Origin of the sequence: Pseudomonas sp. UBA2684 (assembly GCA_002354655.1) — a bacterium.
GTDB lineage: Bacteria > Pseudomonadota > Gammaproteobacteria > Pseudomonadales > Pseudomonadaceae > Aquipseudomonas.
Window position 1 is genome coordinate 1 of record DELY01000054.1, and the last position, 21034, is coordinate 21034.

Consider the following 21034-nt stretch of genomic DNA (forward strand, 5'->3'; position numbering starts at 1 on the left):
AGCGGAATAAGGCCGATAACAATGCTGATCCACGTGATCGATTGAACGCTTGGCCCCGCTGCGCGAACTACAGCGTGGCCAGGGTTTGAGTCCCCACTATTATCGATCGAGCAGAACCTCAGCACCCTCAAGGTTGATGCCTAAGCCTTCAATTTTGACTTTCATGGTTTCGATCGCGCTGGACACGATGTGGATCGAGTTTTCGACGGACGCCAGTTTGTTTTTCAGCGCGATGAAGTCGCTCTCGCTGACGGTGTTCTTGCCATGCAGCAGTCTGCCAATAGTCAGCAATGCTTCTTCTGCTTTGGCGGTAGTGGTGGAGTAGTTGTTCAGGGTGTTGATCAGCTTTTTCTGTTTGACGCCATGGCTGAGCAAGACTGCTTTTATGCGTTTTATCGTCGCGACGAGTGTGCGTCGCTCGGCTTCGGTGGATTGCAGTTTTTCAAGCATGTCTTGGCGGTGAGCCTCAAGGTCTGTGACCCTGCGGGACAGTGCTGCGATTGTTTGCTCGCGTTCGCGCTCGCGGAGCTCCAATAATTCGATCTTTCCCAGTCTGCCTTTATCCATTTGCGCGGCTATGAACGTGGCGGCCGCTAGGGTAAGGGCATTGCTGCCAATTATTAAGGTGATCCACTCTGCATTGGTCATATAAACCTCCCAGCACACTGGTGTTTAGATGATTGCTCGTTACCAGCACACGCCCAAATTCCGGGTAATGCAGCCTACTGTCAGATGGTCGCTGGCGAGGGCGTGGCGATGGTAAGAGTGCTATACCCGGTCAATGAAAAATTGCAATTAGCTGTTTTAGCGACGCTAGTCAGTCGCTGACGCTTTGTCCAATGCTTGCCGTTGTCTGTTTGGGCTGTAAAGCTGTGGGCGATGGCGTATACGCCTGCTCGGGGTTAGTGATGTAGCTGTTTCAGATTTGAAGCAGTTATGGCCCCGACTAAATCGCCCCGGTTCACCAGTCGCGGCTAGGCTTAACTCTTCGACCTTTACGGACAGCCCTCGATGAATGGACTGCGTACCTGCTGCTTGGCGCTGGTTTTGCTGTCGTTACTGCCGTTGGGCGTGGCGGCGCAGACTTTGCGTCTGGTGGCCGATCCTTGGCCGCCGTTCAATGATCAGACCTTGCTGAACAACGGTGTGGCCTCGGATCTGGTCAGCACGGCATTGACCCGTGCCGGCTATGTCACGAGCTATGTCGAGGTGCCGTGGGAACGGGCGGTGCGTGGTTTGCAGCGGGCCGATTACGATGTGCTGATCAATGCCTGGTACAGCGATGAGCGCGCGACCTTTGGCTACTATTCCCAGCCGTATCTGATCAACCGTATTCGGTTTTTGCAGCGCAAGGGCGCCAATATCAAATTCGAGCAGTTACCCGATCTGTATCCGTACAGCATCGCGGTGGTGCGCGGCTATGCCTATTCCAGCGAGTTCGATCAGGATACTCGGCTCAGCAAGGTCGGTGTGCTCAGCTTCGAAACCGGCGCGCGGATGCTGCACGCCAAGCGCGTTGGGTTGACCCTGGAAGACGAGTTTGTCGCGCGTTATCACTTGGGCCGCGAGTTGAGCGGCATCCGCGATGAGTTGGAGTTTTTGCCGCAGCCCTTGAGCGAGAACGGCTTGCATATTCTGGTGAGCCGCTTGCACCCCGAGTATCGGCAAATCGCCGAGGCCTTTAATCGGGCCATCGAGGCGATGCGCGCCGATGGCAGCTATGCCGAGATATTGCAGCGCCACGGGTTGTAGCGGCGCGGCGAGTTTACTGCCAGTGGCTGCGCCCGCGGCCTTGGCGTTTGGCCTGATAGAGACGCTGGTCGGCTTCGTGCAGCAGGCTTTCGAGGTCGTCCGGGGGGCCGTGGTAGATGCCGGCGCTAAACGATAGGGGCGGTGCGCCGATGGCGTATTTCAGGCTGGCGCACTGCTCGCGCAGGCGGTCGAGGGCCTGGCTCAGGCTGGCGCCGTTCTGTTGGCTGATCATGGCGAACTCTTCGCCGCCGAGGCGGCCGATCAGTGCATCGGGAAAGGCGTGGGTGAAGGCGCGGGCGAAGGCGATCAGCGCCGCATCGCCGCTGGCATGGCCGTGTTCGTCGTTGATGCGTTTGAAGAAATCCAGGTCGAGCATGGCCACGCTGAGCGTATGACCGCCACGTTGCGCCTGCTGGAACTGTTTCAGGCCCTGTTCGTAAAAGGCCCGGCGGTTGTTCAGGCCGGTCAGCGCATCGAATTGCGCGGCTTGTTTCAGGGCGCGTAGCAGGTCGCGGCGTTCCAGCGTGGACATGACCCGGCAATTCAGTTCTTCCGGGCAGAATGGCTTGCGCAGGAAATCGTCGGCGCCGTGCTTGATGAACTTGGCGCTGAGCGAGCCTTTGGCATCGGCGGACAGGCCGAGGATGATCAGTTCGCTGCGCTTCATCTGCTGGCGCAGCACTTTGACCAGTTCGAAGCCACTGAGCCCGGGCATGCTGTGGTCAACCACCAGCAGGTCGATGTCTGGCTGCGCCTGGAGAATCTGCAGGGCTTCGTCGCCGTCGCGGGCGTCGATGATCTGGAAGCGGTGCGGGGTCAGCACGTGGCGGATGTAGTGGCGCGTGGCTTCGGAGTCCTCGGCGATGAGGATCTTTACCTGGCTGTTGCTTTCCAGGCGGTGCAGCAGGCGGAAGGCGTACTCGTAGGAGTGCTGGCTTTCCTTGAGCACGTAATCGACCACGCCCTTGAGCAACAGCTCGTCGCGCCGCTGCTCGTTGTAGGAGCCGCTGAGCACGATGCACGGCAGGTTGTACTGCATCACCAGGTCGACGCTCTCGCCGTTCGGCGCATCCGGCAGGTGCAGGTCGACGATGGCGGCGAAGAACAGGCTGGCGGAGGTTTCCAGCATCACTTCGGCCTCGGCCAGCGAGGCGCAGAAGATCGGTTGCAGGTCGTGTTCCTGACGGAACAGGTGGTCGAGAATTTTCAGCACCAAGGGGCTGTCTTCGATGACCAGAATAGTGCGCACTGGAACCTCCTGTACCTGTGGCCGCCTCCGTGCGGCGTGCCTGTCCGTTAACTTATAGCGTGCGTACGCGTAGCGAGCGGCCTTTGATCTTGCCATCGCTCAGGCGCTTGAGCGCTTGCGTGGCCATGCTGCGCTCGACGGCGACAAACGCCTGGAAGTCGAAGATCGCGATTTTGCCGACGTGGGCGCCAGGAATGCCAGCATCGCCGGTGAGCGCGCCGAGGATGTCGCCGGGGCGCAGTTTGTCTTTGCGTCCGGCGCCGATGCACAGGGTGATCATCGGCGGTTGCAGCGGCTCGCCGGCTTTGGCTTTGAGGCTGTTCAGCGGGTGCCAGTTGAGCGGGCTTTGCTGCAAGGTCTCGATGGCTTGGGCGCGATGGCCTTCGGCGGGTGCGACCAGGCTCATGGCCATGCCTTTTTCGCCGGCGCGCCCGGTGCGGCCGACGCGGTGGATGTGGATTTCCGAATCGCGCGCCAGTTCGACGTTGATCACCATGTCCAGGGCGTCGATGTCCAGGCCGCGCGCGGCGACATCGGTGGCTACCAGCACCGACAGGCTGCGGTTGGCGAACATCGCCAGCACCTGATCGCGGTCGCGTTGCTCCAGGTCGCCATTCAGCGCTGCGGCGGAAATGCCGTTGGCGGCGAGGTGGTCGACCACTTCCTGGCACTGCTGCTTGGTGAAGCAGAAGGCCACGCAGGATTGCGGGCGGAAGCTGGCGAGCAGCTTGACCACCGCGTCGAGGCGTTCTTCGGGGGCGATTTCGTAGAAGCGCTGCTCGATCTGCGTGTCGTCGTGCATGGCCTCGGCTTTGACCTGCTGCGGGTTGCGCATGAAGGTGGCGCTGAGCTGCTTGATGCCGGCCGGGTAGGTGGCGGAAAACAGCAGGGTTTGGCGCTTGCTCGGGGTCTGCCCGATGATCTCGGCGATGCTGTCGTAGAAGCCCATGTCGAGCATGCGGTCGGCTTCGTCGAGCACCAGGGTGTTGAGGCCGTCGAGCTTCAGCGTGCCTTTGCTGAGGTGCTGCTGAATCCGCCCCGGAGTGCCGACGATGATCTGCGCGCCGTGTTCCAGCGAGCCGATTTGCGGGCCGAAGGATACGCCGCCGCACAGGGTCAGCACTTTGATGTTGTCGGCACCGCGCGCCAGGCGGCGGATTTCCTTGGCTACCTGGTCGGCCAGCTCACGGGTTGGGCACAGCACCAGAGCCTGGCAGCCGAAGTAGCGCGGGTTCAAGGGGTTGAGCAGGCCGATGCCGAAGGCCGCGGTCTTGCCGCTGCCGGTCTTGGCCTGGGCGATCAGGTCCATGCCCTTGAGCATCACCGGCAGGCTCTGCGCTTGGATCGGGGTCATCGCGGTATAACCGAGGGACTCGAGGTTCGCCAGCATGGCGGCGGACAGCGGCAGTGAGGAGAACGCGGTGTTGGTCACGGGACAGGCCTGCTAAACGGAATGGCGCGCAGTGTAACAGGCGCGTGGCGCCGACATGAGGTGGCGCGACCGGGAGCGTGGCTTGTCTTGCGGCGATGGCGTTAAACGCAGCGATACCCACCCTGGCGTGCGCAGCGTTCCCGAGCGCTATCGGTTGGTAGGGCGGACATGCCGAAGGCTTGTCCGCCGTTTGCGTGTAGGCGGTGGACAAGGCTGCGCCATGTCCCCCCTACGGCGATGATCTGGCAACGCTTCAGCGTTGTGGGGTGCCGTGCGGCGGTGGGGCGTAGCGGTTCCGAGTGCTATCGGTTGGTAGGGCGGACATGCCGAAGGCTTGTCCGCCGTTTGCGTGCTGGTGGTGGACAAGGCATGCACCATGTCCACCCTACGGCGACGCTCTGGCAAAGTTTCAGCGTTGTGGGGTGCCGTGCGGCGGCGGGGCTTAGCGGTTCCGAGTGCTATCGGGTTGTAGGGCGGACATGCCGAAGGTTTGTCCGCCGTTCGCGTGTAGGCGGTGGACAAGGCTGCGCCATGTCCACCCTACGGCGATGATCTGGTAAAGCTTCAGCGTTGCGCGGTGCCGTGCGTTGGTGGGGCGCAGCGTTCCCGAACGCTATCGGTTGGTAGGGCGGACATGCCGAAGGCTTGTCCGCCGTTTGCGTGTAGGCGGTGGACAAGGCTGCGCCATGTCCACCCTACGGCGACGATCTGGCAAAGTTTCAGCATTGCGCGGTGGTGGGGCGCAGCGGTTCCGAGAGCCATCGGTTGGTAGGGCGGACATGCCGAAGGCTTGTCCGCCGTTTGCGTGCTGGTGGTGGACAAGGCTGCGCCATGTCCACCCTACGGCGGCGCTCTGGTAAAGCTTCAGCGTTGCGCGGTGCCGCGCGTTGGTGCGCCGCCTGCCACGTAGTACGGCGCGGTGCTGCGCGGCAGTGGGGCGCGGCCGCGGATTTTGTCGGCGATTTTCTCGGCCATCATGATGGTCGGCGCGTTGAGGTTGCCGGTGGTGATCAGCGGCATGATCGACGCATCGACCACCCGCAGCCCTTGCAGGCCGTGTACGCGGCCTTGGCCATCGACCACCGCCATGTCGTCCGTGCCCATCTTGCAGGAGCAGGACGGGTGGAAGGCGGTTTCCGCGTGTTCGCGGACGAAGGCGTCCAGTTCGGCGTCGCTTTGCACTTCGGCGCCGGGGCTGAGTTCGCGACCACGGAACGGGTCGAGCGCCGATTGCGCCATGATCTCGCGGGTGATGCGGATGCCGTCGCGGAACTCCTGCCAGTCCTGCGCATGGCTCATGTAATTGAACAGGATGCTCGGGTGCTGGCGCGGGTCTTTCGATTTCAGCTGGATACGCCCGCGGCTGGGCGAGCGCATGGAGCCGACGTGGGCCTGGAAACCGTGCTCCTTGACCGCGTTGCTGCCGTTGTAATTGATCGCCACCGGGAGGAAGTGGTACTGGATGTTCGGCCACTCGAACTCGGCGCTCGAGCGGATAAACCCGCCGGCCTCGAACTGGTTGCTGGCGCCGATGCCTTGGCCGAGGAACATCCACTTGGCGCCGATCAGTGGCTGGTTCCACCATTTCAGCGCCGGGTACAGCGAGACGGGTTCCTTGCAGGCGTATTGCAGGTACATCTCCAGGTGATCCTGAAGGTTCTCGCCGACGCCCGGCAGGTCGTGCACCACCGGAATGTCCAGGTCGCGCAGCAAGGATGCCGGGCCCACGCCGGAGCGCTGGAGGATTTGCGGCGAAGCGATGGCGCCGCTGCACAGCAGCACTTCGCGCCGTGCGTGCACGCTGGTCGGGCTGTCGCTGTCGCCGTGCAGGTAGTCGACGCCGACGGCGCGTGTGCCGTTGAACAGAATGCGGTCGGTGAGCGCGTGGGTGACGATGGTCAGGTTCGAGCGGCCGCGCGCCTGGTCGAGGTAGCCGCGCGCGGTGCTGGCGCGGCGGCCCTGCGGGGTGACGGTGCGGTCCATCGGGCCGAAGCCTTCCTGCTGGTAGCCGTTGAGGTCGTCGGTGCGTGGGTAGCCGGCTTGCACGCCGGCTTCGATCATCGCCTGGAACAGCGGGCTGTTACCGCTTTTCGGCGTGGTCACGCTGACCGGGCCGTCGCCGCCGTGGTAGGCATTGGCGCCGCTGTCGCGGCGTTCCGCCTTGCGGAAATAGGGCAGGCAATCCAGGTAGCTCCAGTCTTCCAGGCCCTTTTCCTTGGCCCAGCCGTCGTAGTCCATGGCGTTGCCGCGGATGTAGCACATGCCGTTGATCAGGGATGAGCCGCCCAGGCCTTTGCCGCGCCCGCACTCCATGCGGCGGTTGTTCATGTGCGGTTCCGGCTCGGTTTCGTAGGCCCAGTTGTAGCGCCGGCCTTGCAGCGGGAAGGCCAGAGCGGCGGGCATCTGGGTGCGGAAGTCGAGGCGGTAATCCGGGCCGCCGGCTTCCAGCAGCAGCACGCTGACCTCGGCGTCCTCGGTCAGGCGGGCGGCCAATACGTTACCGGCCGAACCGGCACCGATGATGATGTAGTCGAACTCTTGGGACATGGGGCTTACCTCTGTAGCCCGGAGCAAGGCGGGCGACGAGTTGTGCGTGGGTAGGGTGGACATGGCGAAGCCTTGTCCACCACGGCGGCCTGGATGGCGGACAAGCCTCGCGGCAGGTCCGCCCTACGACGGCGCGAACAGGCTCAGAACACCGAGGTGTAGCCGCCCAGTTCGACCTGTACCGACTTGATTCGGGTGTAATGCTCCAGGGTGCTCAGGCCGTTTTCACGGCCGACGCCGGATTGTTTGTAACCGCCGACCGGCATCTCGGCCGGCGATTCGCCCCAGGTGTTGATCCAGCAGATGCCGGCTTCCAGCTGGTGGATCATGCGGTGCGCGCGCGCCAGGTCGCGGGTCACCACGCCGGCCGCGAGGCCGTAGTCGCTGGCGTTGGCGCGGCGGATCACTTCCTCTTCGCTGTCGTAGACCAGGATGCTCATCACCGGGCCGAAGATTTCCTCACGCACGATGGTCATCTCGTCCGTGCAGTCGGTGAACACGGTCGGCGCGACGTAGGCGCCCTTGGCGTAGTCGCCAGTGCTGACGCGTTCGCCGCCGATCAGCAGGCGTGCGCCTTCCTGGCGGCCGGTTGCGATGTAGCCGAGCACGCTGTCCATGTGGGCGAAACTGGTCAGCGGGCCGAAATTGGTGGTTTCGTCTTGCGGGTTGCCCAGGCGGATGCGCTTGACCCGCTCGGCCACCTTGCTCTCGAAGCGCGCTTGCAGCATGCGTGGGATAAACACGCGGGTGCCGTTGGTGCAGACCTGGCCGGAGCTGTAGAAGTTGGCCATCACCGCGATGTCGGCGGCGCGGTCGAGGTCGGCGTCTTCGCAGATGATCAGCGGCGACTTGCCGCCCAGCTCCATGGTGACTTCCTTGAGCGACGAGCTGGAGGCGCTGGCCATGACTTTCTTGCCGGTGCTGGTGCCGCCCGTGAAGGAAATCTTCTCGATGCCTGGGTGTTCGGTCAGCCACTGGCCGACTTCGCGGCCGCTGCCGGTGAGCACGTTGAACACGCCGTCCGGCAGGCCGGCTTCGGTATAGATTTCCGCCAGTTTGAGCACCGACAGCGGGGTGACCTCGCTGGGTTTGAAAATCATCGCGTTGCCGGCGGCCAGGGCCGGCGCGGACTTCCACAGGGCGATCTGGATCGGGTAGTTCCACGCGCCGATGCCGGCGACCACGCCCAGCGGCTCGCGGCGGGTGTAGACGAAGCTGCTTTCGCGCAGCGGAATCTGCTGGCCTTCGATGGCGGGCACCAGGCCGGCGTAGTACTCCAGCACGTCGGTGCCGGTGACGATGTCGACGAAGCGGGTTTCCGACAGCGGCTTGCCGGTATCGAGGGTTTCCAGCTCGGCCAGCTCATCGTTGCGCGCGCGGAGGATGTCCACGGCTTTACGCAGGATGCGCGAGCGCTGCATGGCGGTCATCGCTGCCCAGACTTTCTGCCCGGCGGTGGCGCTGGCCACGGCCCGCTCGACGTCGTCCTTGCTGGCGCGCTGTACCTGGGCGAGCACTTCGCCGTTGGCCGGATTGATGCTCTCGAAGGTGCTGCCACTGCTGGCTTCCACGTAGCGGCCGCCAATGTAGAGCTTCTGTTCGTCGAATCGGGCCATGGAGTGAGTGTCCTCTTGAAGGTGATTGCGCAAGGCGGAGCAGCCGTGTCGTGGCGCCTGGGTCGGTGAATCGGCGTGGCAATGGGGTGTAGAAAAGCGCGGGGTGCAGCCGATTTGATCGAAAAAAGCCTACTTTATCTTTATTGATTGTTCAATCAATAAAGATTTCTGAGAGCGACGAGGGCCGATCCGAATACGACGCGCATCAGTCGTTCGTCCCAGAAGGCGAGGGGCTGGCTTGAGGTGAGGCGGGAAGTTAGGGGATTGGATTGAGCGCGAGGTCGTTGGGGCCCGTGCGGCCCGACCCAACCTATGGCTTGTCGGCTACCTTAGGCGGCCTTGCCCAATTGCACGTCGAGGTAGTCGTAGGCTATCTGCAGCGCTTGCTGGGTGTCGAAGGCCTCGCCGGACAGCGCGCCGCGCAGCCACAGGCCATCGATCAGCGCGGCCAGGCCACGGGCCGCGGCGCGTGCCTGGGGTTGCGGCAATACCCGGTGGAACTGCCCGCACAGGTTGGAATACAGGCGATGGTCGTTGATCCGTTGCAGGCGGCGCAGCGAGGGCTGGTGCATGCTGGTGGCCCAAAACGCCAGCCAGGTCTTCATCGCCGGGCCGCTGACCTGGGTGTGGTCGAAGTTGCCAGCGATGATCGCGCGCAAATGCGCGCGCGGGCTGTCGTCCTTGAGCACCTTGCGCCGTGCGCGCACGGCATCGCTCAAGGCCAGCATCAAGTGGCGCATGGTGGCGTCGAGCAGGCCGTTCTTGTCCTGGAAATAGTGGCTGATGATGCCATTGGACACCCCCGCGAGGCGGGCGATATAGGCGATGCTGGCATCGCTCATGCCGACCTGATCGACCGCTTCGAGCGTGGCCGCGATCAGTTGCGAGCGGCGGATCGGTTGCATTCCGACCTTGGGCATCGGTATCTCCGTCGATAAAAGGCGTTCCCTGGGTGGCGCAGTCTAGGACGGTTTTTATTGATCGATCAATCAAACATGACGCTTTAGCGGACGACCCGTCGGTCTAAATTGTGGATTCACTGGCCGTACGGCGCTTCAGCCCAGTGCTACAGCGGGCATGCAGCGCTGTCGTCACAGTGCATCGAGGAAGTGCGCAATGGCGGCGTTGACCGTGTTCGCGTGGGTAACCGGGCCCATGTGGCCCAGGCCCTCGAATTCGACCACCCGCACCTGCGGCAGCACCTGGGTCAACAGGCGGGCCACACCGCGCGACGAGGCGGGTGAGTGTTGGCCGACCAGGTAGAGCACGGGCATCGGCAGCGCGGCAAACGCGGCGAGCGGCGTCGGTTCGTTGAGCAATGCCCCGGCCCAGCCGCGCACATTGGCCACCGAGGCGGCAATGGCGGTTTTACGTGACGCCGGCATCTGCGCCCAGGCACCCGTGCCCATCCAGTAGTCGATAAAACACTCGGCGGCGCGCTCAGGGTTGCCCGCCTCAAGCGCCGCCGCCGAGGCCACCACGGTCGCGCGAATGCCGTCGGCGGCATTCGGCGGTGGCGCTTCGGCATCCAGCAGCGCAAACAGCGTCGGTTCATACAAGGCCAAGGCGCGCACCCGTTGGGGCTGCGCCAGCGCCGCGAGCAATGCCACTGCGGCGCCGTAGGAGTGGCCGACCAGCACAAAGGGGGCGCCGGCGCGGGCGAATACCGGCTCAAGCAGTGCCACCTCATCGTGCAGCGAAACCCGCCGCTCGGCAGGCCAGGCCGGGCTCTGGCCCGCACCCAGCGAGTCGGCGGCCAGCACATGGAACCTGTCGGCCAAGGCCGCCATCAACGGCCGCCACTGGCTGGAGGTACTGGCATTCGCGTGCAGGCACACGACCCCAGGGCCAGTGCCGGCTTCGCGAAAGAAGGGCAGTAGAGGCTGCATGGTCAGCCCTCGGCGCGAGGCAGGTAGTGGGATAACTTTAGTGCAGGCGCAGAGGGATAAATCAATCCGTCTGCTTTTCTGCGTCCCCTGTTTCTGAGATGAAGCACTTGCTACGCCATCAATCCAGCATGGAGCCATGTTCTATGCTCCCTCCAGCAACTCAAAAAGGGAGAGGGATTGTGTCCAAGCTCAGGGATTTTTTTAAAGGACTCTTCGAAGAAGGAAAGCTATTAGCGATCACTCAGGGAAACCTCGTGCTGGATGTCCAGCAGGGCACAAGGCGATTTACCGAAGAAGAGTTGAGGCGCTATGAGTACCGTATTGCGGGTGGCTATTTGCTGAATGTGGAGGGGGTCAGGCTAAGTTCGACAATTCTCGCGCAATCGCATGACAAGAGTGGCATGGCGGCCTTTGTGATCGCGGCTGACGACAGAGTCTATATTTTCAATCACTTCAATAAAGCGGACCGGGTGGCCCACTCTTCATTTGTGGGGAAGTTTGCCAAGGGTGCCGGCGAGATCATGGTGTCGAAAGGCAAGATCAAGCTGGTGCATGCGCACAGCGGCCATTTCCGGCCCAACGCCCTGAATATCTACCGTGTTGTTGAGTACTTCAATGGGCTGGGCGCTCTGGCCGTGGATGCCAAGGTGGGTTTCGTGACCAATCCATTTCCCGATATCGGCAAGACGCCGCCGACCTATGCCGCCAGTGTCCTGCTTACCTGTGTTCTGGATAGGCAAGAGAGAGAAACCCTTGCAGCCTGCAAGGCAAGTGTTGAGCAAGCAAAGTCGCAACTGGCTGTATTGGGGGTAGGGATCAACCAAGAGTCGCTTGAACTATATCGGCTCGATCAACTTCGTGAGCTCGAAGAAAGTGTGAACCAGATAAAGGCAGTGGCGACAGAGGAATTACTACCTCTATTCGCAGGGCAATTGAAACGGTTGGATGAAGAAGCTAGCGGGGTGCGGGGGATGACGCTCGAGGATTACCGAAAGGTCATCCTCAGGAAAATTAATAAGTTGGAGGGGGAGATTGAAGACAACCAGTCTCTGATCGATGCGCTGAATAATAAGCGCGAAACCATATCGGTGGTGTATGGCGTTGCGGTGTTTTTGCAGTTCGTCGAGGAAAATTGGGATGCCCTGCGAGGGCAGTTGAAACCCGCGTTCTACACGATGTAAACGTGTCGGCATGGAGAGTGTGCCGGTTCCGCTTGGTCTCCTCAGGCGCGTGGTTCAATGGCGCCGGATCATCTTCCCGGCGCCATGAAAAAGCGGGCCGAAGCCCGCTTTTTATCGTCTTGCTGAGAACCGCTTATTGCAGCCAGCTGGCGACGCGCTCGGGGTTTTTGGCGACCCAGTCCTTGGCGGCATCTTCCGGCTTGGCGCCTTCGCGGATGGCCAGCATGACGGAGCCGACTTCTTCACCGCTCCAGGAGATTTTCTTCAGGAAGGCGGCGGCGTCCGGGGCTTTGGTTGCCAGGCCTGGGTTGGCGACGGTGTCGACGCGCTCGTCATCGCCGAAGACTTTCTTCGGGTCTTCGAGGAAGCGCAGTTTCCACTTGGCGAACATCCAGTGTGGAATCCAGCCGGTGACGACGATGGCTTTCTGGTCTTTTTCGGCACGGGTCAGGGCGGTGGCCATGGCCGGACCGGAGCTTGGCATCAGCTTGATCTCGCTCAGGTTGTATTCCTTGATCGCTTCTTCGGCGCGGCGCATCACGCCGGCACCGGCGTCGATGCCGGTGATCTTGCCGTCGAATTCCTTGCTGTAGGTGTTGAGGTCTTCGATGGTCTTGGCTGCGACGTAGTCCGGCACGATCAGGCCGATTTTCGCGCCCTGGTAGTTGGTGCCGAGTACCACGACTTTGTCTTTGAGCTTCTCGAAGTATTCGCCATGGGTAGCGGGCAGCCAGGCGGAGAGGGTGGCATCGAGGTCGCCACGGGCCACGCCTTGCCACATGATGGCCGGCTCGACCGGTTGCAGGGTGACGCTGTAACCGAGGTTGCTTTTGAGGATTTCACCGGCGACGTGGGTTACCGCGACGCTGTCGTCCCAGCCGTTGACGTAGCCGATTTTCAGCGAGGGTTTGTCCGCCGCCATCGCGGTGGACATGCCCAGCGCCAGGGCGGCGACGCCGAGGCCTTGCAGGCAGAGGGTTTTCAAGTTGCGCATAGGTCAATTGCTCCATCAGTGAGAGTGGCAGTTTGGCTGTGTTACTGGCTCGTTCTGATTGCGGGCCTTGCGTTAACCGGCGTGCGCGGGGCATGGCATGTGCCGATGCCGGTTCGCGAGGAAAGCCGTGCCTGTGCAGGGTGCTCGCAGAGCGCCCAGCAGCGGCTATACAGCGGCTTTTCTCAAGCCCGCTCCGGGTTCCGGGGCGGGCTTGATTGGTGCCGGGCTTATTAGAGCCCGACGTGTTTCTTCACTGCGGCGACGCCGTCCTGGCCGTCGTAGGTGGTGACGCCGGCCAGCCACTTGTCGAGGGCGCCCGGGTTGGCCTTGATCCAGTTTTTCGCCACGTCGGTCGGGTTCTGTTTCTCCAGCACTTTCTCCATCAGCTGGCTTTCGATCTCGACGCTGAATTGCAGGTTGTTCAGCAGCTTGCCGACGTTGGCGCAGCGCGCTTCGTAGTCCGGCGGCACCACGGTGTAGACCTTGGCGGCGCCGTAGTCCGGGCCGAACACCTCATCGCCACCAGACAGGTAGGTGATGTCGAACTGGGTGTTCATCGGGTGCGGTGCCCAACCGAGGAAGACCACCGGTTCTTTCTTCTTCACCGCGCGCTGCACCTGCACCAGCATGCCGGCTTCGCTGGACTCGACCATGCGGAAGCTGCCGAGGTCGAACTGGTCGCCCTTGATCATCTTGTCGATCAGCAAGTTGCCGTCGTTGCCCGGCTCGATGCCGTAGATCTTGCCGTCCAGCTGATCCTTGAACTTGGCGATGTCCTGAAAGCTTTTCAGCCCAGCCTCGGCAGCGTAGGTCGGCACGGCGAGGGTGTACTTGGCGCCTTCGAGGTTGGCGGTCGGCAGCACCTTGACCCCGCCGTCCTTGGTGAACGGTTCGATCACTGCGTCCATCGACGGCGCCCAGTAGCCGAGGAAGACGTCGACCTGACCGGTTTTCACCCCGGTGAAGGCGATCGGCACCGAGGCCATGATCTTGCGCGGCTGGTAGCCCAGGCCTTCGACCAGGGTCATCGCTACGCCGGTGGTGGCGGCGATGTCGGCCCAGCCGATTTCCGCGAAACGCACCTGTTTGCAGCTTTCCGGCTCCTGCGCCCAGGCGCTCTGCATCAGCGCGCAGGACAACAGAGCAACACCCGCGATTGTCTTCATCTGGTTCATCTGCGACTCCCTGTGTCTTTGGATAAGTGAGTTCTGCCTACGGCTGACGTTGCAGCTTCGCGCTCAGCCAGCCGAACAGGCTGCTGCGGTTGGCGGTTTGCGGGGTGCCGAAACTTTCGGTGATGCGGTCGAGGATGATCGCCAGCAGTACCACGGCCATGCCGCTCTCGAAGCCTAGCCCGATATCCAGGCGCTGGATGCTGGCGAGTACGTCGTTACCCAAACCGCCGGCGCCGACCATCGAGGCAATGATCACCATCGACAAGGCCATCATGATGGTCTGGTTGACCCCGGCCATGATCGACGGCATGGCGTTGGGCAGTTGCACCTTGAACAGCAGCTGGCGGCTGGTGCAGCCGAACGACTGGCCGGCCTCGACGATTTCCTTGTTCACCTGGCGGATGCCCAGGCTGGTCAGGCGTACCGCCGGTGGCATGGCGAAGATCACCGTGGCGATGATCCCCGGCACTCGGCCGAGGCCGAACAGCATGGCCGCCGGAATCAGGTAGACGAACGCCGGCATGGTCTGCATGAAGTCGAGGATCGGCCGGATGATGGTCGCCACCCGCTCGCTCTTGGCTGCCCAGATGCCCAGCGGGATGCCGAGCAGCAGGCTGATCAAGGTGGCGGAGAAGGTCAGGCCGAGGGTCACCACGGTCTGTTCCCAGAAACCGGTCAAGACGATGAGGATGAAGGAGACGGCGGTGAAGGCGGCGAAGCGCGCGCCGATCCGCCACAGGCCGAGGCCGACGAAGATAGTGATCAGCAACCAGGCCGGCGGCAGCATGAGAATCGCTTCGACCGCCTCGGAAAACCCACTGACCACACTGCCGACGCTGTCGAAGCCGCCGCTGTAGTTATCCAGCAGGTGTTGCACCACATCGTTGACCCAGCTGCCCAGGTCGAGTTTTTTCTCACTCATGGGATTCTCCCTGCAGGCGAGTCAGCAGACGCCCTTTGCTGATCGCGCCGCAGTAGTGGCCGTGCTGGTCGATCACCGGGATCGGCCCCTCGTTGTCGACCAGACGGCCGATCACCTGCTCCAGTGGCAAGTCTTTCTGCACCGGGTCGATGTGCTTCAGCACGCTTTGCTCCAGCCCACAGGATTCGCCGCCTTCGACCAGCAAGGCGATCTTCTCCAGGCTGATGGAGCCTTGGAAGTTGTGGTGTTCGTCGACGATGAAGGCGTAGTGCTTGTCCAGCGCTTGCAGCTCCTGGCAAACCTGCTGCGCATCGGGGGCGCGGCCGTTGTGCACGTAGAGCGGCACGCTGTCGGCCATCAGTTGGCCGGCGGTGAGGTAGCGACTGGTGTCGACGGTGTCGAAGAAGTTGCGCACGTAGTCGTTGGCCGGGTTGTCGATCAACTCCTGCGGGGTGCCGACCTGGATCAGCTTGCCGCCTTCCATGATGCCGATGCGCGAACCGATGCGCATGGCTTCCTCGATGTCGTGGGAAACGAAGATGATGGTGCGCCGGTGGGTCTTCTGCAGCTCCAGCAGCACGTCCTGCATCTCGCGGCGCTTGAGCGGATCGAGGGCGGAGAAGGCCTCGTCCATGATGATCATCGACGGGTCCACGGCCAGGGCGCGGGCCAGGCCGACGCGCTGCTGCATACCGCCGGACAGCTCATGCGGGTATTTGTGCGCGAAGGTGTCTAGGCCGACCTGCTTGAGCACCTCCATGGCGCGCTGCTCGCGCTCCTTGCGGCCCTTGCCGGCGACCTCCAGGCCAAACGCGGCGTTGTCCAGCACGCTGCGCGAGGGCATCAGGGCGAAGGACTGGAACACCATGCTCATGTCGCGGCGGCGCAAGTCGATGAGTTCCGCCTTGGGCATCTTGGCGACGTTCTGCCCGTCGATGTAGACGTTACCGGCGCTGGGTTCGACCAATCGGTTGATCAGACGAATCAGCGTGGATTTACCGGAGCCGGAGAGGCCCATAAGAACGAAAATCTCGCCTTCTTCGACACTGAACGACACGTCGCTCACGCCGATGACCGCGCCCTTTTCGGCGAGAATTTTATCTTTGCTCCAGCCTTGCTTGAGCAAATCGATGGCTTCTTGTGGCTGTGGGCCGAAAACCTTGTAGAGGTTCTCGACCACGATTTTTCCAGACTGCATGGGATAGTTCCCCTTCAGTAGACATCCAGATCAGCTACATGGAACCTGCCGTTCGCCCTCGGGGCGTTCGTCAGGTGATGCCGACTGTTCTTGCCTGTGTGGGTGTTTACGACGTGGTTCCGAGGTTTGCACAACAGTCTGCGCGGCGACGTTGCGCGGGCACCCAGGCACAGTTCGGACGCCACGTCAGCGGCCGTGATGGCGATTGACGTTGCCTGAAGCTGTTGTCGGGTGAACCTTGCATTGCCGTGTTGCAAACTGCTTTCCAAACCCTCTGGCAGTGTTACGAAACCCAATCCTTTGGGGGTTTCACATCTCGATCCGAGATGTGCGTACATCCGAAATTTCTTGTTGGGATGGCGCCCAAAGTGTGCTGCCAGCGCTTATCTGTTCTTCGGTCCGGAGCGGTGGGGCTCCAGTCTGTCAGCCCGCACTCGGGGTGACAGCGACGAAATCGGCTGACTCAACGATATAGTCTTCGAATCGCAGCAATTGTCGGTTTGCGACTCTGACGTGTTGGGCGACGACATAGCCGCAGCCTAAAAAAACCATAACAGATTTTTTCCACCGCTGGCCAAGGCTGCAAGCCACGTGTGGCGTGGTTTGCAGCGCTTCAGGCCAGCTTAGGCGGCGGATGCCGGGGGCTGTGGGGAAATCGAAAAAATATCAAATTTATGGCGTTTGGCCGCCACTGGCCGGCACCAGTGCGGTGCTGCCGTCGCGTTGCGTGACGCCCTGCAACCATTCGCTGAGCGCCTGCGGGTTGGCCTTTAACCAGGCTTTGGCCTCGCGCCGACGATTGCTGCTCTGGTTGAGGAGCGCGCCCATCAGGTGGTTTTCCATGGCCAGGCTGAAGCGCAGGTTTTTCAGCAACTGGCCAACGTTCGGGCACTGCTCGGCATAGCCGGCGCGCACATTGGTGTAGACCGTGGCGCCGCCGAAATTGGCGCCGAAGAAGTCGTCGCCACCGCTGAGGTAGTGCATCTGTAGTTGGTTGTTCATCGGGTGCGGTTCCCAGCCGAGAAACACCACCCATTGCTTGAGGTGATCGGCGCGTTTGACCTGGGCGAGCATCCCGCTTTCGCTGGACTCGATCAGCTTGAATGTGCCGAGGCCGAAGGCATTCTTGTCGATCATCTGCTGGATCAGTTGGTTGCCGTCGTTGCCCGGCTCGATGCCGTAGAGCTTGCCGGCCAACTGTTGTTGGTAGGTGGCGAGGTCGGCGAAGCTTTTCACGCCGCCGTCATACGCCGCCTGGTTCACCGCCAGGGTGTATTTGGCGCCCTCCAGGTTGGCGCTGAGGGTCTGCACCGAACCATTGGCGAGATAGGGCTTGATGTCGTTTTCCATGCTCGGCATCCAGTTGCCGAGGAACACGTCGATCTGCTTGTCCTGCAAGGCCTTGTAAGTGTCCGGCACCGACAGCCGCTTGACTTGGGTGCGGTAGCCGAGGTCATTGAGCACCACGCGGGTGACCGCGGTGGTGACGGTGATGTCGGTCCAGCCGACATCGGCGAAACGCACCACATCGCAGGCGGCCGGATCGGCGGCGTGGGCCAGCAACGGGGTACTCAGGGCTGCTGCCAGCAGCCAATGGGTGTGCACAGTCATGGAGGCGCCTCCAGCAGCCTTTATGGTTCCCGACCGCTCAGCGGTGGGGCTATGGCCATGTGCTGGCGAGGCGGTGCCGGCCTGCGCATGGGCGCCTGGATCATGGCGCCGGAGTTTGCTCGCTGCCATCTGGCGGGTCGCAGATGGGACGCTGCTGTCGTAATTCGTCGCGCTGGGGCAGCGCCGTGCGTGTCGGGTCACGCAGCGCCAAGCTACCTGGGCCCCGCCGTTCTTGTCGCCATCCGCCACCTGGCAGCCGCCCTGACGGATTTGGATATGAGCGGGTCGGTGTGGGGCGTCAGCGCGTCGGCGAAATCCCGATGATGGGCGCGTAGAAGCAACCCCGCTCAGGAGACCGTCGTGGCGATTAGTGTGTTCGACCTGTTCAAGATCGGTATCGGCCCGTCCAGTTCGCATACCGTCGGGCCCATGCGCGCCGCCGCGCTGTTTGTCGGCGCGCTGCGTGAACGGCGTTTGCTCGAACGCGTGCAACGTCTGGAAGTGCGCCTGTACGGCTCGCTATCGGCCACCGGTGTGGGGCACGGCAGTGACCGCGCGGTGATCATGGGCCTGATGGGCGAGTGGCCGGACCAGATCGACCCCGCCGAGATCGAACCACGGATCGAGCGTGTGCAGCGTCATGCCGAGCTGTTGCTCGACGGGCGCCTGCCGATTGCCTTCGACTGGCAGCGCGACATGCTGTTGCTCGACGAGAACCTGCCGTACCACCCGAATGCCATGACCCTCACGGCGTTCGCCGGCGATGGCAGCCGGCTGCATGACAACACCTATTATTCGGTCGGTGGCGGCTTCGTGATCGATGCGGAGCAGGCCGCCAGCGGCCAGCTGGACAGTGATCTGACGCCATTGCCGTACGACTTCAACAGCGCCGAGGAGCTGCTGCACCTGTGCCGCGAGCATGGCCTGCGCGTGTCGGAACTGATGATGGCCAACGAGAAGGCCTGGCGCAGCGAAACCGAAATCCGCAGCGGCCTGATGCGCTTGTGGCAAGCCATGCGCGATTGCGTCGAGCAGGGCCTCAAGCACGAAGGCATCCTGCCCGGCGGGCTCAATGTCAAACGCCGCGCTGCCAAGTTGCACCGCAGCTTGCAGGAAATGAGCAAGCCCAACGTGATCGGCTCGACCCTCAGCGGCATGGAGTGGGTCAACCTGTTCGCCCTGGCGGTCAACGAAGAAAACGCCGCCGGTGGACGCATGGTCACCGCGCCGACCAACGGCGCGGCGGGGATCATCCCGGCGGTGCTGCATTACTACGTGCGCTTCAGCCCGGCGGTGAGCGAGGCCAATGTGGTCGACTACCTGCTGGCGGCGGCGGCCATCGGCATTCTGTGCAAGAAGAACGCCTCGATCTCCGGCGCCGAAGTCGGCTGCCAGGGCGAGGTCGGTTCGGCCTGTGCGATGGCCGCGGCCGGGCTGGCGGAAATCCTCGGCGCCACCCCCGAACAACTGGAGAACGCCGCCGAGATCGGTTTGGAACACAACCTCGGGCTGACCTGCGACCCGGTTGGCGGGCTGGTGCAGGTGCCGTGCATCGAGCGCAACGCGATTGCCGCGGTGAAGGCGATCAACGCCGCGCAGATGGCCTTGCGCGGCGACGGCCAGCACTTCATCTCGCTGGATCGGGTGATCCGCACCATGCGCGATACCGGCGCCGACATGCACTACAAATACAAGGAAACCTCGCGTGGCGGCCTGGCGGTCAGTGCCATCGAGTGTTGATCGGGTTGTTGCGCGGTTTTCGCGCACCTCGCGGCTGCTGTGTCGCCTATTGGGGCGGGTACGGATGGTCTTGCGCCACGCTGCTACGCGGCTAACCTGCGCGGCCCGCGGCGGACTGCCGGCTGAACGTGCAAACTTCAAAAGGCTGGGTCAAGAGGCCTGGTCGGTGTAGCGGAATTTGGCTTCGGGAGCCGAACCCAGCGCACGCGCTGCCAGCTTTTGGTGCGCATGGTTTAGCCGGCGTGTTTCGATAGAAGTGACCACCCGGTCAGTGTCGTTACCGCTCGTCCGTTACCGTCGCTATTCCCAGTCGTAGCGCGGTGACAATTGCCCTCTCGGGCAGTGCTACCGAAATGCTCAAGAGCCCCACCCTGCGGGCGCTTGCGGTCGCAAACAGAATGCTTCTGTCGCTCCTGCCAAAGCCTTGTGGCACGTGCCTTGGATGGCTCGGTATATTTTTAATTGAACGGCCAATTAATCTAGGCATGACCTTTGCGTTGTTATTCATGCCTGTCTGGGGCTGTCGTGTGCCAGAACCACAAAAAAAGGGCCTCTCCATAAAGGGCCCAATACCGTGCTTTGCTTCGCGTGAGGGTTTCATCGATGTCGCAGTTCAATCAAGGGTCACAACCCCAGAGCCGTGTTCCTCAGTCCATCGGTTTTCTGCTGCTGGACAACTTCACCCTGATTTCCCTCGCTTCGGCGGTCGAACCGCTGCGCATGGCCAATCAGCTCTCCGGCAAGGAGCTGTATCGCTGGCACACCCTGACCCAGAGCGGTCGCCCGGTATGCGCCAGCGACGGCCTGCAGATCACCCCGGACGCCGGCCTGGACAACGCCCCGACGCTGGACGCGGTGATCGTCTGCGGCGGCGTGGACATCCAGCACAGCGTCACCCGTGAGCACCTGCATTGGCTGCAAAGCCTGGCGCGCCAGGGCCGCCAGCTGGGCGCCGTGTGCACCGGCAGTTGGGCGCTGGCCAAGGCCGGTCTGCTCGACGGCTACGATTGCAGCGTGCACTGGGAGTGTTTGGCGTCGATGCAGGAAGCCTTCCCGCGCGCGGCCATCACCACGCGCCTGTTCTCCATCGACCGCAACCGCAATACCTCGTCCGGCGGCACCGCGCCGATGGACATGATGCTGCACCTGATTGCCCGCGAGCATGGCCGCGAACTGGCGGCGGCGATCTCCGAGATGTTCATCTACGAGCGCATCCGCAACGAGCAGGATCACCAGCGCGTGCCGCTCAAGCATATGCTCGGTACCAACCAGCCGAAGTTGCAGGAAATCGTCGCGCTGATGGAAGCCAACCTGGAGGAGCCGATCGACCTCGACGAGCTGGCTTGCTATGTCGACGTGTCGCGGCGCCAGCTGGAGCGGTTGTTCCAGAAATACCTGCATTGCTCGCCGTCGCGCTACTACCTGAAGCTGCGCCTGATTCGTGCGCGCCAGTTGCTCAAGCAGACCTCGATGTCGATCATCGAAGTGGCGTCGGTGTGCGGTTTCGTCTCCACCCCGCACTTCTCCAAGTGCTACCGCGAATACTTCGGCATCCCGCCGCGCGACGAACGTGCCGGCCAGACCTCGGCCAACGTGGTGGCGCTGGTGCCGCTGCCGGAAGACCTGATGCGTCCGTCCTCGTCGTCGGCCATGGCGGCGTTGACCCGTGCCCAGGGCGAATCGACCTTCGCCAGCGTGCGCCTCTAAGAGCGCGGCAGCGGTTCGCAA

The 21034-nt window shown here is 62.6% G+C and carries 16 protein-coding genes; 4 read left to right on the top strand and 12 right to left on the bottom strand.

Going from position 1 to position 21034, the window contains the following annotated elements:
* Positions 1-99: 99 nt before the first annotated feature.
* Positions 100-648 (bottom strand): hypothetical protein, encoded by a 549-nt coding sequence (locus B3M58_RS20700; RefSeq protein ID WP_296222094.1) that lies wholly within the window; start codon positions 646-648, stop codon positions 100-102.
* A gap of 363 nt (positions 649-1011) precedes the next feature.
* Between B3M58_RS20700 and B3M58_RS20705 the strand changes: the two genes are divergently transcribed.
* Positions 1012-1752 carry a substrate-binding periplasmic protein gene (locus tag B3M58_RS20705; RefSeq protein WP_296222096.1) on the top strand — a complete coding sequence of 247 codons (741 nt, stop codon included), beginning with the start codon at positions 1012-1014 and terminating at the stop codon, positions 1750-1752.
* A 13-nt stretch (positions 1753-1765) separates the two neighbouring features.
* Here B3M58_RS20705 and B3M58_RS20710 read toward each other — a convergent pair whose 3' ends face one another.
* From B3M58_RS20710 to B3M58_RS20735, 6 genes are all read right to left on the bottom strand, one after another.
* Positions 1766-3001: a diguanylate cyclase domain-containing protein gene (locus tag B3M58_RS20710; RefSeq protein ID WP_296222098.1), complete on the bottom strand. Its 1236-nt coding sequence runs from the start codon at positions 2999-3001 to the stop codon at positions 1766-1768.
* A 52-nt stretch (positions 3002-3053) separates the two neighbouring features.
* Entirely contained in the window at positions 3054-4433 is a 1380-nt protein-coding gene (gene dbpA, locus B3M58_RS20715) for an ATP-dependent RNA helicase DbpA (RefSeq protein ID WP_296222100.1), read from the bottom strand.
* 864 nt (positions 4434-5297) lie between these two features.
* Positions 5298-6980, bottom strand: a complete 1683-nt coding sequence (gene betA, locus B3M58_RS20720; RefSeq protein ID WP_296222102.1) for a choline dehydrogenase — start codon at positions 6978-6980, stop codon at positions 5298-5300.
* A gap of 143 nt (positions 6981-7123) precedes the next feature.
* Positions 7124-8596 carry a betaine-aldehyde dehydrogenase gene (betB, locus tag B3M58_RS20725; RefSeq protein WP_296222103.1) on the bottom strand — a complete coding sequence of 491 codons (1473 nt, stop codon included), beginning with the start codon at positions 8594-8596 and terminating at the stop codon, positions 7124-7126.
* A 329-nt stretch (positions 8597-8925) separates the two neighbouring features.
* The gene (gene betI, locus B3M58_RS20730; RefSeq protein WP_296222105.1) at positions 8926-9516 is read right to left on the bottom strand and encodes a transcriptional regulator BetI; all 591 of its coding nucleotides are present in this window, start codon (positions 9514-9516) and stop codon (positions 8926-8928) included.
* A gap of 171 nt (positions 9517-9687) precedes the next feature.
* Complete coding sequence (locus B3M58_RS20735; RefSeq protein WP_296222106.1) at positions 9688-10485, bottom strand: alpha/beta fold hydrolase; 798 nt, start codon at positions 10483-10485, stop codon at positions 9688-9690.
* 179 nt (positions 10486-10664) lie between these two features.
* Between B3M58_RS20735 and B3M58_RS20740 the strand changes: the two genes are divergently transcribed.
* Complete coding sequence (locus B3M58_RS20740; RefSeq protein WP_296222109.1) at positions 10665-11666, top strand: hypothetical protein; 1002 nt, start codon at positions 10665-10667, stop codon at positions 11664-11666.
* 133 nt (positions 11667-11799) lie between these two features.
* Here B3M58_RS20740 and B3M58_RS20745 read toward each other — a convergent pair whose 3' ends face one another.
* From B3M58_RS20745 to choX, 5 genes are all read right to left on the bottom strand, one after another.
* Positions 11800-12660 carry a glycine betaine ABC transporter substrate-binding protein gene (locus B3M58_RS20745; protein WP_296222112.1) on the bottom strand — a complete coding sequence of 287 codons (861 nt, stop codon included), beginning with the start codon at positions 12658-12660 and terminating at the stop codon, positions 11800-11802.
* 230 nt (positions 12661-12890) lie between these two features.
* Positions 12891-13835, bottom strand: a complete 945-nt coding sequence (locus tag B3M58_RS20750) for a choline ABC transporter substrate-binding protein (RefSeq protein ID WP_296222113.1) — start codon at positions 13833-13835, stop codon at positions 12891-12893.
* A gap of 37 nt (positions 13836-13872) precedes the next feature.
* Complete coding sequence (locus tag B3M58_RS20755) at positions 13873-14757, bottom strand: ABC transporter permease (RefSeq protein ID WP_296222115.1); 885 nt, start codon at positions 14755-14757, stop codon at positions 13873-13875.
* Positions 14750-15955 carry a quaternary amine ABC transporter ATP-binding protein gene (locus tag B3M58_RS20760; protein WP_296222117.1) on the bottom strand — a complete coding sequence of 402 codons (1206 nt, stop codon included), beginning with the start codon at positions 15953-15955 and terminating at the stop codon, positions 14750-14752. Before B3M58_RS20760 ends, B3M58_RS20755 begins: the two co-directional genes overlap by 8 nt.
* Before the next feature lie 672 nt (positions 15956-16627).
* Complete coding sequence (gene choX, locus B3M58_RS20765; RefSeq protein WP_296222119.1) at positions 16628-17566, bottom strand: choline ABC transporter substrate-binding protein; 939 nt, start codon at positions 17564-17566, stop codon at positions 16628-16630.
* Positions 17567-17926: 360 nt separating this feature from the next.
* On the opposite strand from choX, the gene B3M58_RS20770 reads away from it, so the two are divergent.
* Together B3M58_RS20770 and B3M58_RS20775 are read left to right on the top strand one after the other, a co-directional pair.
* A complete protein-coding gene (locus B3M58_RS20770) occupies positions 17927-19306 on the top strand; it encodes an L-serine ammonia-lyase (RefSeq protein WP_296222121.1) in 1380 nt (459 codons plus the stop codon).
* Between the two features lie 603 nt (positions 19307-19909).
* Positions 19910-21013, top strand: coding sequence for a GlxA family transcriptional regulator (locus B3M58_RS20775; RefSeq protein WP_296222123.1), 1104 nt, complete (start codon positions 19910-19912; stop codon positions 21011-21013).
* Positions 21014-21034: the final 21 nt, after the last annotated feature.